The organism is Pseudomonas sp. 273, from assembly GCF_029201425.1.
GTDB classification, from domain to species: Bacteria; Pseudomonadota; Gammaproteobacteria; order Pseudomonadales; family Pseudomonadaceae; genus Pseudomonas; species Pseudomonas delhiensis.
Genome location: NZ_CP116775.1, coordinates 3,152,354 through 3,164,329 on the forward strand (window position 1 = coordinate 3,152,354; position 11,976 = coordinate 3,164,329).

Consider the following 11,976-nt stretch of genomic DNA (forward strand, 5'->3'; position numbering starts at 1 on the left):
ATGGAGCGGTCTTCGCCATTGGCAGCCTACCACCTGGCCCTGAGCGAACGGGGCTTCGTCGAGGACGACGCGCAACACCGCGCCGCGCAGCACCTGGAGGCCTGCCAGGCGGCCCTGCACCGTGGCGAGCGGCCGCCGGGCGTCTACCTGTGGGGGCCGGTGGGGCGCGGCAAGACCTGGCTGCTGGACCGCTTCCACGCCAGCCTGCGGGTGCCCGCGCGGCGCCAGCATTTCCACCATTTCATGCAGTGGGTGCACCGCCGCCTGTTCCAGCTCTCCGGCACCGCCTCGCCGTTGCAGGCCCTGGCCGCCGAGCTGGCTCAAGAAGTGCGGGTGCTGTGCTTCGACGAACTCTTCGTCAGCGACATCGGCGATGCCATGCTGCTGGGCGGCCTGCTGCAGGCCATGTTCGAGCAGGGCGTGGTGGTGGTCGCCACCTCCAACCAGCCGCCCGAGGGGCTGTACGCCGACGGCTTCAACCGCGAGCGTTTCCTCCCGGCCATCGCCGCGCTGGAGCGCCACATGCAGGTGCTGGCCACCGACGGCGGCCAGGACCACCGCCTGCACCCGGGCGCGCCGGTGCAGCGCTACTGGCTCGCCCGCGCCGGGGTGCCCAGCGCCCTGGGCTACGTGTTCGCCGCGCTGGCCGGCAGCGGCAGCGACGCACCGCTGGCGCTGGGCACCCGCGAACTGGCCGTGGTGCGCCACGGCCGCGGGGTGCTCTGGTGCCGCTATGCCGACCTGTGCGAACGGCCCTGGTCGGCCCAGGACTTCATCGCCCTGTGCGACCGCTTCCACGCCATCCTGCTGGGCGACATCCCCGAACTGGGCGGCGAGCGCCGTGAGGCGCGCATCGCCCGCGGCACCGAGGACGGCGCCCGGCGCGTGGTGGCCGGCGACCGCCAGTTGCCGGCGCTGTCGGCCCGGGACGACGGCGTGCGCCGCTTCATCGCCCTGGTCGACGAATGCTACGACCGCGGCGTGCCGCTGTACCTGGAGGCCGAGGTGACGCTGGAGGCGCTCTACACCCGCGGCGGCCTGGAGTTCCCGTTCCGCCGCACCCTGAGCCGCCTGCGCGAGATGCAGACCAGCCGCTTCGGCCGCTGAGCGGCGCGCACGGGCACGTTCGTCGGGCCTGTTCCAGACTTGTCGATCCCGCGTCCCGCCGGACGACCAGGAACAGAGCGCGGCCACGGTGGCCGCGCACCCGCCAGGAGACAGCCCCATGTCCCGTATCCAGCGCGTCACCCCCTGCCTGTGGTTCGACGACCAGGCGGAGCAGGCCGCGGCCTTCTACACGGCCATCTTCCCCAACTCGCGCATCGCCGCCGTCAGCCATTACGGCGAGGCCGGCCGGGAAATCCATGGCCGCCCGCCGGGTTCGGTGATGACCGTGGCCTTCGAACTGGACGGCCTGGCCTTCACCGCGCTCAACGGCGGGCCGGTGTTCCAGTTCAGCGAGGCACTGTCGCTGCAGGTGAACTGCGACAGCCAGGAAGAGATCGACCACTACTGGGAACGCCTGTCCGCCGGCGGCCCGGTGGAGGCGCAGCAGTGCGGCTGGTTGAAGGACAGGTACGGCCTGTCGTGGCAGATAGTGCCGGCGGCGCTCGCGGACATGATGGCCGGCCCGGCGACGGCGGCGTCGCAGCGCGCCATGCTGGCGCTGCTGGGCATGAAGAAGCTGGATATCGCGGCGTTGCGCCGGGCCTATGACGGGCACCCGTAGGGCGGTTATCCGCCGCGGGCCGGGCGCCGATGCGCGAGGTCGACGGCGGATGTCGTACCTCACGTAAACCTGTAGGAGCGGGCCCTGCCCGCGATTCGCGCGCAGGGCGCGCTCCTACAGGGGAATGGCGCCGGCCTACCAGGCGTACTTGACGCTGGTCAGCACCGTGCGGCCTTCGCCGGGGTAGCACTCGGCGATGTCGTCGCAGGTGGTCACGTACTTCTCGTCGAGCAGGTTCTGCGCGCTGAAGGAGAGGGTGACGTTCCTGTTCACCGGGTAGCTCACGCCAGCGTCGTACAGGGTGTAGTTGTCGACGTGGAAGGTGTTGCCGTTGTCGCCGTACACCGAGCCGGTGTAGCGCACCCCGCCGCCGACGCTGAGGCCGTTGGCCACGCCTTCGTGGAAGGTGTAGTTGAGCCAGGCCGAGGCCATGTGCTCGGGCACGTTGGCGAAGCGGTTGCCCTCGTCGCCGTTGTTGCTCTTGAGGATCTTGGTCTTGGTGTAGGTGTAGGAACCCAGCAGGTCCCAGTGCTCGTCGAGCTGGGCCTTCACCTCGGCCTCGATGCCGCGCGAGCGCACCTTGCCGGTGGCCTTCTGGAAGCCGGTGTTGACGCCGTTGACCACGTCGTTGGTGAGCACGTTGGTCTTCTCGATCTCGAAGCCGGCCAGGGTCAGCAGGACCTTGTCGGTGGGCTGGTACTTCACCCCGGTCTCCCACTGGTGCGCGGTGCTCGGCTCGAAGGTCTTGCCGTTGCCGTCGATGCCGCTGTTGGGCACGAAGGACTCGGAGTAGGCGACGTAGGGCGCCAGGCCGAAGTCGGTCAGGTAGGTCAGGCCGACGCGGCCGCTGAAGGCATCGTCCTTGGCCAGGGTATCGCTGCCGCTCAGGTGGTCGTTGGTGCTGCTGCGCACGTTGTCGTAGCGCCCGCCGAGGGTCAGCAGCCAGTTGTCGTCGAACCTGATCTGGTCCTGGGCGTAGTAGCCGACGGCGTCGATGTCCTGGTCGTAGTTGACCTGGAGGGTGCTCGGGCGGTTGATGTTCAGGCCGTATTTCGGGTTGCTCGGGTCCAGCAGCAGCGGCAGGAAGTACGACAGGTTGGCCAGGCTCAGGCTCTCGAAGTAGCGCTTGACGTCGGATTCGGTGCGCGAATAGTCGATGCCGGTGAGCAGGGTGTGCTCGATGCCCGCGGTGTCGAAGTCGAACTGCAACTGGTTGTCGACGGTGAAGGCGTTCATGTGCTCGTCCCAGCGCCGCGGCGAGCGCAGGACGTCGTTGGCCAGGGACGGGACCAGCGCGGCCAGGGCCGGCACGGCGCTCTTCACGGTGCCCAGCGGCAGCATGTTGTTGAGGATGAAGTCGACCTGGCCGTAGCGCAGGTTCTGGCGGAACTCGACGTTGTCGTTGAAGCGGTGGCGGAACTGGTAGCCCAGGGTGAACTGGTCCTGGTACGAGTGGTTGAAGCTGTGGTCGCCCAGCAGGGTGTTGTCGGTATGGCCGTACTGCGGGGTGTTGACCGCGACGGTGCCGCCGCTGTCGTCCTTCATGAAGCTGCTGAGAAAGGTGAAGCTGGTGTCTTCGTCCGGCGCCCAGGTGAAGGAGGGGGCGACGTAGTAGCGGTCGTCCTTGATCTCGTGGCCGTCGTCGTACTCGAACTCGGTGTTGGCCTTGCGCACCACGCCGACCACGCGGTACAGCAGGCTGCCGTCGTCGACCAGGCGGTCGCCGATGTCGAAGCGGCCCTGGATGCGGTCATGATTGCCGAAGCCCAGTTCCACCTCGTGCACGCCGGCCGCGGTGGGCAGCTTGCTGACGCGGTTGATGATGCCGCCGGCGTCGCCCAGGCCGAACAGCGTGGAGGACGGGCCGCGGACCACGTCGATGCGCTCCAGCGCATAGGGCTCGGTGCGGAAGAAGGTGTAGCTGTTGTTCAACTGGCGCAGGCCGTCGAGGTAGTCGCTGGTGGTCTGGCCGTTGAAGCCGCGGATGAACAGCCAGTCATAGCCCTTGGGGTCCTGGCCGTAGGTCTCCACGCGCACGCCGGGGACGTAGCGCAGGGCCTGGGTCACGCTCTGCACGCCCTGGGCGTCCATCTGCTTGCGGGTGATCACCGAGACCGACTGCGGGATTTCCAGCAGCGGGGTGTCGGTCTTGCTGGCGCTGCCGCTGGTGCGCGGCACGTAGCTGTCGGTGCCCTCGGGGGCGGCGGTGACCACCTGGGCCGGCATCGCCAGGGTGTCGTTGCCGGCGGCGTCGGCGCCTAGCAGCGTCACGCGGCTGCCGTCGACCTGGTAGCGGATGCCGGTGCCGCGCAGCAGTTGCTCCAGCGCCCGCGCCGGCTCCATCTCACCGTGCACGCCGGGGCTGCGCAGGTTCTGCACCTGGGCCTGGTTGAAGATGATCTGCAGGTGCGCCTGGCTGCCGAGGTTGGTCAGCGCCGAGGCCAGCGGTTGCGCCGGGATGTCGATGCGCACCGGCGCGGCGAAGGCGCTGGTGGCGCTCAGGGTCAGGCCGAGCGCGGCGGCGCCGACCAGGCGGGCCAGGGGGCTGCGCTTGCTGTGCAGGGGCTTGCGGTTCACTGGGACACTCCTATGATCCATGCAGTTTTGTTATTAATGCGAATGATTAGCCTTCTATGACGCAGCTACCGGAAAAAACCGGAAGACTTTTTTTTCGCGGGCATGGATTGGAGGGAGAAGCGACGGCTTTTCGTAACGGCTTTTCGTAGGAGCGAGCTTGCTCGCGAATCAGCCCCGCTGCAGAGTCCGTTCGCGAGCAAGCTCGCTCCTACGAAGAGACAGACGCAACGCTCAGAGCGGCGCGTACCTGCTGGCCAGGGTGATGCTGCCGTCGTCGTGCCGGCGCATTTCCAGCGGCAGCACCTTGGGCAGGGAGTCGACCAGCGCCTGCAGGTCGCTGGTGTCGTAGATGCCGCCGATGCGCATGGCCGCCACCACCGGGTCGTCCAGGCGCACCGGGTGCGCCAGGTAGCGGTTGATCTGCGGGATGGCCGCCTGCAGCGGCTGGTCCTGCAGCACCAGGCGGCCGTCGAGCCAGGCGATGGCGTCGCCGGGGGCCACCTGGGCCAGCTCGATCTGCCGGGTGGCGCTGCTGTAGCGGGCCTGCATGCCCGGGGTCAGCTGGGCGCTGTTGCTGTCCACGCCGGGCGGCGGGGTGACCACCACCGAGCCCTCGAGCAGGGTGACGAGCATCTGGTTGGCGTCGGTCCAGACGTTGAAGCGGGTGCCGGTGACGCGCACGCTGCCGTTGCCGGTGCGTACCGTGAATGGCTGCAGGCTGTTGTGGCTGACGCTGAAGTAGGCCTCGCCACCGCTGCCCAGGCGGGCGTCGCGGCGGTCGCGGTAGAGGGCGAAGAACAGGCTCGAATGGGCGTTCAGGCGCACCTGCGAGTCATCCGCCAGGCGCAGCTCGCGCGGGGCGTCCGTGGCGCTGTAGTAGCCGACGCGGGAGGGCAGCCAGCCGGCGGACCAGCCCGTCGACCAGACCATGCCCAGCGCCAGGCAGGCAACGGCCGCGGCAGTGGCGAAACGCCTGATGCGCGAGCGCCGTGGCCGCGCCGGGGCCCGGCGGCTGTGCGACAGGGGTTGGCGCGCCGGGGCCTGCAGGCGTTCGGCCAGGCGCCAGATCTCCAGCATCGCCAGGTATTCGTCGCGGTGCCGTGGGTCTTCCGCGCACCAGGCGTCGAAGGCATCACGCTCGGCCTGGGTGCAGTCCGCCTCGTGCAGGCGCGAGCACCAGCGAGCGGCTTCGGTGCTCAGGCTCTGGTCGTCGTGCTCGGCGGGGGGCTGGTTCATCGAAGGCTTCCACGGCTGGGCGGCGAAGTGCGCCCAGATCACTCTTTCTTTTCGGCTTGATGCGAGTGATTATAATTACGTCCGACCCGGACTGTCAGCCAGTACCGGCTGCGAAAGCCGATCTTACCCGCAAGCCCCCACCGGGCGGAGCGCTTTTTTCTTGATTCGCTACTACCAGGAACTGACCGCCTTCCTCAGTCGCACCCTGGGGGACCGCCACGCAGCCGCGGACCTGACCCAGGAGACCTTCCTGCGCCTGCTCGACCGCAAGGCCGAGGAGCGCATCGAACAGCCGCGGGCGTTCCTCTTCAAGACCGCCGTCAACCTCAGCATCGACTTGCGCCGGCGGGCGCGTATCCGTCGCAACGAGGACCTGGAGGCCCTCGACCGCGAAGGCTGCATCGACGAACGTTGCCCGCAGGCCGAGGCCATCCAGCAACAGCAGCTGCTGATGTTGCGCCGCGCCCTGGCGCAACTGCCGGAGAACTGCCGCGAGGCCTTCCTGCTGCGCAAGGTCGAGGGCTGTTCCCATGCCGAGATCGCCGAACGCCTGGGCATTTCCCGGGACATGGTGGAAAAGCACATCGTCAACGCCATGCGGCATTGCCGGCAGCGCCTGCAGCAGTGGGGTGGGCAGGCGTAGGTGTCGTGGTGGGAGCGGGGGCGCCCTACATGGTTGAGCTGCTTGGCGGTCAGGCACCATCCTCTCACCTCGTCATTCCCGCGAACGCGGGACGCAGCTCCATCGCGAACAGCGCTTGCGCTGGCCCGAAGGGGAATAACCCAGAGACTTTTGGGTTTGGGTGTAGCGCGCCGCTCCGAGTGCGTTGATGTTTCTTGTTTCGCCCCCTCGGGCGAGTCCCTTTTGTCAAACGCCACAAAAGGAACCAAAAAGGCTTGCCCCGCATACGGGCCCGATGGAGCCGGGCTACCCTCACGAACTCCCCCGCCACGGAGGCCCGCCCCGACATCCATGTCGCATGACCTCCTGAGCGCCGGTTTCGCTCGGCCTTCTGAAGGGGCGTTTCGGAGTGCGCGGAGGTTTCTCTGGAAGTCCAAAAGCCAGAGCAAGAGCGGGCGTGCTTTTGCTTTTCGTAGGATCGAGGGGGAGTGAGGAGTTTCAGGATGACTCTAGATTAGCCGCCCACTCCGAACGGCCCCCTCTCCCTTCAGGGAGAGGGTTGGGGAGAGGGCGCTCTCAACTCCAACACCGCAGCCACCGGCAAACCCCGTTCGCGAGCAAGCTCGCTCCTACAGTTCCAGAAGGGCATCGGCGCACAGGCCAACGGCGTATAACCGCGAACGGTTATACGCCCTACGAACTCGCCAGCTGACGTAGGGTTATCCGCCCACGCCGAACGGCCCCCTCTCCCTCCGGGAGAGGGCTGGGGTGAGGGTGCTCTAGAGCCCGCCGCGCAATCCCAACCCTGAATCGCAGACGAAAAAAAGGCCGTTACCGAGTCGCGGGGGAAGCGGGGAGTGGTAACGGCCTTGAGGCTTCAAAACCAGGCGAGCAACACCTGATGGGGTAATAAGCTAGCAAACTGTTCGCAGGCTAATGATGAATGCGCTTGATAGTGCATATGGGCCAGGGCGATGGTCCGCCGGCAGGCTCGGTTGCGGCGCGCGGCGCGAGTTTCGGCTATCAATACAGGGCGGCCCGCTTCGCGCGGGTGGCGACGCGGCGTGCTTGTCGGCGCGCCTTCGACCTGGCACCGGCCTCGTGGCCGGCTCGAAGAAGGAACGACCCGATGCATTCGATCACCCGCTGGCTGGGGACCGCGCTGCTGGCCCTGGGGCTCCTGGCGCAGGGCGCGCAGGCGGCCGAGGAACGCAAGCCGATCCATTTCGGCGAACTCACCTGGGAAAGCGGCAGCCTGATCACCGAGGTGCTGCGCCTGCTGGTGGAGCAGGGCTACGGCTACCCCACCGACACCTTGCCCGGCAGCACCGTGAGCCTGGAGACCGCGCTGGCGCACAACGACATCCAGGTGATAGGCGAGGAGTGGGCCGGACGCAGCCCCGCCTGGATCAAGGCCGAGGCCGAAGGCAAGGTGGCCGGCCTGGGCGACATCGTGAAGAACGCCAACGAGGGCTGGTGGGTGCCGGACTACGTGATCCACGGCGACCCGGCCCGCGGCATCGCCGCCGCCGCGCCGCAGCTGCGCTCGGTGAGCGACCTGCCGCGCTACCGCGAGGTGTTCCGCGACGCCGAGGCGCCGGACAAGGGGCGCTTCCTCAACAGCCCCACCGGCTGGACCTCGGAGATCGTCAATTCGCAGAAGCTCAAGGCCTACGGCCTGGAAGACAGCTACGTGAACTTCCGCAGCGGCTCGGGCGCGGCCATGGACGCCGAGATCGCCTCGGCCATCCGCCGCGGCAAGCCGGTGCTGTTCTACTACTGGTCGCCGACGCCGCTGATGGGCCGCTACAAGCTGGTGCGCCTGGAAGAACCGCCCTTCGACGCCGAGGCCTGGAAGACCCTGGTGGACGCCAGCAACCCCAACCCGCGCGGCTGCCAGTCGCTGCCGGCGCGCCTGTCCATCGGCGTCTCGGCGGCCTTCCGCGAGGACTACCCGGACCTGGTGGCGCTGTTCCAGAAGGTCGACATCCCCATCGAGCCGCTCAATGCCGCACTGGCGAAGATGAGCGAGACGCGCCAGGCTCCGCGTGACGCCGCCCGCGCGTTCCTCAAGGCGCACCCGCAAGTGTGGCAGGGCTGGCTGCCGGAATCGGCGCGGGCCAAGGTCGCCGCCGCGCTCTGAATCAACCCTTGCCGAACCCCGCCTGCAGGTCCGCCAGGGCCTGCTTCAGGCCCTCGCTGGCGTCCTTCTGGCGCTGTTCCAGCTGCTTGGCGCGGGCCTCGCAGGCAGGGCCGAGGTCCTTGGCCAGCGCCTGCAGGGCGGGCTCCTTGGCGATTGCCCGGCGCAGCTCGGCGTCGCCCAGCAGCGCCTGGGCCTGCGCCAGCGCCTCCATGGCCTGGCGGTAACGCAGGGTCAGCTGCCTGGCGTAGGCGTCGAGGCCGTCGCCCAGTTGCGCGGCCACCTCGGCCTGGGGCCCCTGGCTGCCGGCCCGGGCCTTGGCGCTCAGCTCCGGCAGCGCCGGCAACTGCACCAGGGTGCCGCTGGGCAGGGTTGCCAGGTCGGCCAGCTGCGGATTCTGCCGGAGCAGGGCGCTCTCGACCTTCTCGCGCTGCTTCACCGTGAGCCGGCTGTACAGCTTGTCGGCGATTTCGCCGAGGCTCTTTTCACCGCGGAACGGGATGACGGGCATGTTGCACCTTCCTTAGACGCCGATGAGGTTGCACAGGTTGATGTCGTTGGGCACCGTGGCGCCGCTGAGCACCCTGATGTTGCCGCTGCTGGCGTTGCCGATGACGATGGCCCGTTCCAGCTGGGTGCTCAGGTGCAGGGTGTCGAGCTTTTCGCGGCCGATCAGGCGGTTGTTGCTGGCGTTGAGGGTCCGCCCCTGCAACGCGCCCAGTTGCGGCTGCTGGTCGTTGCCGTCCAGCGCCTGGCAGCGGTTGCCGGCGAACAGGCAGTTGTCCAGCGCCGCGCAGAGCACCAGCGGCAGGCTGCTGGCGTGGCTGCGCAGCTGGTTGTCCTGGATCGCCAGGTCGGCCGCGCGCGGGGCCAGGGCGAACACCTGGCTGGCGGTGAACAGGTAGCTCAGCTGGGCCCCCTCGACCACCTGGGCGGGGCTTGCGTAGAGCGGCGAGCCGGCCGCCGCGCTGGCCACGCGGATGGCCCGCCACTGGCTCATCAACGGTTTCTGCGCCGGGTCGTCGCCCAGGCGTTCCACCTGGTTGGCCTGCACCAGCGCGCGGTCGAAGGGCGGCAGCAGGTGGATGCCGGTGATCTCGGCGCCACTGCGGTCCGGGCCGATGCCGAGCAGGCGGTTGCCGCTGATGCGCAGGCGCTGCACCGCCGCGGTGCGGATGGCGTCCAGCGCCGCCAGGTCGGTGGCCTGGCGCGCCACCTCGGCGAGCTGGTTGTCGCACAGGTCGGCCTGGTCGACGCGTACCAGCTGGATGGCGGCATAGGCGCCGCTCGCTGCCAGGCCCAGGCCCTGGCAGCGGTTGCCGCTGAAGGCCAGCACCCCGGCGGCGCCGCCTTCGCCCATCACCAGCGCGCCCAGGCCGATGGCGTCGAAGGTATTGCCGGTGATCACGGCGTTCTCCACCCGCTGGCGGACGAGGATGGCGTTGCCCTGCAGCCGGGCCAGGCGGTTGCCTTCGATGCGCACGCCGTCCAGCGCCAGCGGGTCCAGGCCTTCCTCGAGGACGATGCCGTCGCCGCTGCGCTGGTCCAGGCCGCTGATCTCGTTGGCGCGGATGCGCAGGCCGTCGACCCCGGCGCGGATGCCGGCGCCGCCGGTGTGGATGACGTTGCCGTCGATGTCGAACACCGCGCCGGGCAGCACCGCGCCGGTGGCCACCAGCGCCGCCTGGTTGCCGCCCAGCATCAGGTTGCCGGCCACCCGCGTGTTGCCGTAGTGCAGGCTGACGCCGTCGAAGCTGAGGGCGCGCTGGCTGCAGATGAACAGGTTGCGGGCGACCTGCAGCTCGGCGCCGAGCAGGTACTCGCCGGCGCGCACGATGCCGCGCTCGGCCACCAGTGCGCAGTCGCCGACGTAGGCGCCCAGGGCGTAGCCGGCCAGGCCGATGGCCGCGCTGGTGCCGTCGCCCACCGCCAGGCAGATCACGTTGATGTGCTCGGCGCGCAGGTCCAGGGTGTTGCGCGCGAGGATCGCCGGCGTTTCGCGGTTGGTCGAGCCGAGCAGGCTGAGGTTCTCCAGGGCCACGCCGATGCTGGCCTCGATGTTCAGCACGGTGCCGGGCTGGCCGGCCACCAGCAGGGTGGCCCAGCCCTGGCCGCGGATGCGCAGCGAGCGGGCGCCGTCGACGTTCAGCGGCTCGCGCAGGTTGTAGGTGCCGATGCCCAGGCAGACGGTGCCGCCGCTGTCCTTGATCGAGTCGATGGCCTGTTGAATGGTGGCCGCGCCGCTGTTGTGGCCTTCGGCGCTGACGCAGACGCTGCAGTCGCAGCCTTCGCCCTCGGCGATGGGCGGCCAGAGCACGCGGCAGTCGGTCTCGTCGTCGGGGAAGTCGACCACCGCCAGGCGCGCGTAGTGGTGGTGGATGCCCAGCGGCGGCGCCTGGTCCAGCAGCTCGATGCTGGCATCCACGGTGCGCGCGGCGAACACCCAGTGGTCGCCGCTGTGGAACTGGCCGCCCGCCGGTGCCAGGGCGAAGTCGACGAGGATGCCGCTCTCCAGGAACAGCCGGGTGCCGGCGGCGGGGATCGGGATGTCGCCGGCCGCCGCCGGGGCATTGAGGTCCAGCAGCTGGCTGCCGTCCTCGCGGCGCACCGGGCCGGCCTGGCCCCAGCGCCGCACGCGGGTGTTGCGCGCCGCGTCGGTGGCCTGCTGGGCGTCGGTGGGGAACAGCCCGGCCGGCAGCGCGAGGTCGAACTGCAGGGTGCGCGCGGTCTCGTCGACGCCGCCGGCCACGCGGATGCGCCGCAGCTCGCCGGGCAGGTTGTGCAGCTCGCGCCAGTCGTCGCTGACTTCTACCCAGTCACCGTCGTGGAAGCGCAGCACCTGGTCGCGGCCGAGGCTTTCCACGGTGATGCGGTCGCGCGCCGGGTTGATGTGGGTGACGCGCGAGGCCACCGTGGCGTTGTCCCGCGACCACTTGAAGGTCGCCGTGCCCAGGGGGCCGCCGCGGTGCACCTCGACGCGGTACAGCTGGTTCTCCAGGCCGCGGTAGCCAGCGGCCGGCGGCACCTGGCAGGGGTCGGGCTCGAAGTCCGGCACCCCGGTGGCGGTGCTCAGGCGCGCCGCCGAGGGCGCGGTGGCGGCCAGCCAGCCGGGCAGCTCGGCGTCGGGCGTGGCGCAGGTGCCGTCGCCGATGCCGGCCAGCACCTTGACCTGCCACACCGTCTGCAGGCGCCCCGTGGTGTCGACGCCCACGGCTTTCTCCACCAGGTCCGGGGCCAGCACCGCGTCCACCTCGCGCTGCCAGACGTCCAGGTAGACCAGGTGCGGCCCGCCCTCGGGCAGCGCCGGCGGGTCCGGGTAGTAGGGTTGCGCGGCGTAGTCCAGCGGCGCGCTGCCGGCCAGCCCGGCCAGCCGTGGTTCCCACGCCAGGGGCGCGGCGCCGTGGTTCTCCGCCAGCAGGCCGTCGACGTACATGCGCCCGGCGCCGATGTTCAGCTTGCCGCCGCTGGCCTGGATGCGGAAACCGTCGGGGGTGATGCGCGGCACCACGTTGCCGCCGAAGCCGTCCAGGCTGCCGGCCTGCAGGCGCCGCGCCAGCTGCGCGACCCATTCGTTCCAGTCGGCGTCTAGCTGGACGCGGCCCTGTTGCATGACCACACCGAGGAAGTCGCGGTGGGCGTCGAAGCGGATGCGCGAAAGATCGAAGCTCATGG

At 69.6% G+C, this 11,976-nt stretch carries 8 protein-coding genes; 4 read left to right on the plus strand and 4 right to left on the minus strand.

What is annotated here, in order from left to right; translation table 11 throughout:
- Complete coding sequence (gene zapE, locus PKO50_RS14795; protein ID WP_275630149.1) at positions 1-1,107, plus strand: cell division protein ZapE; 1,107 nt, start codon at positions 1-3, stop codon at positions 1,105-1,107.
- Between the two features lie 118 nt (positions 1,108-1,225).
- Positions 1,226-1,729: a VOC family protein gene (locus PKO50_RS14800; protein WP_275630150.1), complete on the plus strand. Its 504-nt coding sequence runs from the start codon at positions 1,226-1,228 to the stop codon at positions 1,727-1,729.
- Positions 1,730-1,864: 135 nt separating this feature from the next.
- On the opposite strand, the gene PKO50_RS14805 is transcribed toward PKO50_RS14800, so the two are convergent.
- Positions 1,865-4,306 carry a TonB-dependent siderophore receptor gene (locus tag PKO50_RS14805; protein ID WP_275630151.1) on the minus strand — a complete coding sequence of 814 codons (2,442 nt, stop codon included), beginning with the start codon at positions 4,304-4,306 and terminating at the stop codon, positions 1,865-1,867.
- Between the two features lie 231 nt (positions 4,307-4,537).
- Positions 4,538-5,542, minus strand: coding sequence for a FecR family protein (locus PKO50_RS14810; RefSeq protein WP_275630152.1), 1,005 nt, complete (start codon positions 5,540-5,542; stop codon positions 4,538-4,540).
- A 160-nt stretch (positions 5,543-5,702) separates the two neighbouring features.
- Here PKO50_RS14810 and PKO50_RS14815 point away from each other — a divergent pair, with 160 nt between their 5' ends.
- Both PKO50_RS14815 and PKO50_RS14820 read left to right on the plus strand, forming a co-directional pair.
- Positions 5,703-6,185, plus strand: a complete 483-nt coding sequence (locus PKO50_RS14815; RefSeq protein ID WP_109936462.1) for a sigma-70 family RNA polymerase sigma factor — start codon at positions 5,703-5,705, stop codon at positions 6,183-6,185.
- A gap of 1,108 nt (positions 6,186-7,293) precedes the next feature.
- On the plus strand, positions 7,294-8,307 hold the full coding sequence (locus tag PKO50_RS14820) for an ABC transporter substrate-binding protein (protein WP_109936463.1): 1,014 nt from the start codon (positions 7,294-7,296) through the stop codon (positions 8,305-8,307).
- 1 nt (position 8,308) lies between these two features.
- On the opposite strand, the gene PKO50_RS14825 is transcribed toward PKO50_RS14820, so the two are convergent.
- Positions 8,309-8,815: a tail protein X gene (locus PKO50_RS14825; protein WP_109936464.1), complete on the minus strand. Its 507-nt coding sequence runs from the start codon at positions 8,813-8,815 to the stop codon at positions 8,309-8,311.
- Between the two features lie 12 nt (positions 8,816-8,827).
- Positions 8,828-11,974 (minus strand): DUF6519 domain-containing protein, encoded by a 3,147-nt coding sequence (locus tag PKO50_RS14830; RefSeq protein WP_275630153.1) that lies wholly within the window; start codon positions 11,972-11,974, stop codon positions 8,828-8,830.
- Positions 11,975-11,976: the final 2 nt, after the last annotated feature.

What these genes read in the sequence shown, in the direction of transcription:
- zapE (WP_275630149.1), top strand. Translation starts at nt 1, where the DNA reads ATGGAGCGGTCTTCGCCATTGGCAGCCTACCACCTGGCCCTGAGCGAA.
- PKO50_RS14800 (WP_275630150.1), top strand. Translation starts at nt 1,226, where the DNA reads ATGTCCCGTATCCAGCGCGTCACCCCCTGCCTGTGGTTCGACGACCAG.
- PKO50_RS14810 (WP_275630152.1), bottom strand. Translation starts at nt 5,542, where the DNA reads ATGAACCAGCCCCCCGCCGAGCACGACGACCAGAGCCTGAGCACCGAA.
- PKO50_RS14820 (WP_109936463.1), top strand. Translation starts at nt 7,294, where the DNA reads ATGCATTCGATCACCCGCTGGCTGGGGACCGCGCTGCTGGCCCTGGGG.
- PKO50_RS14825 (WP_109936464.1), bottom strand. Translation starts at nt 8,815, where the DNA reads ATGCCCGTCATCCCGTTCCGCGGTGAAAAGAGCCTCGGCGAAATCGCC.
- PKO50_RS14830 (WP_275630153.1), bottom strand. Translation starts at nt 11,974, where the DNA reads ATGAGCTTCGATCTTTCGCGCATCCGCTTCGACGCCCACCGCGACTTC.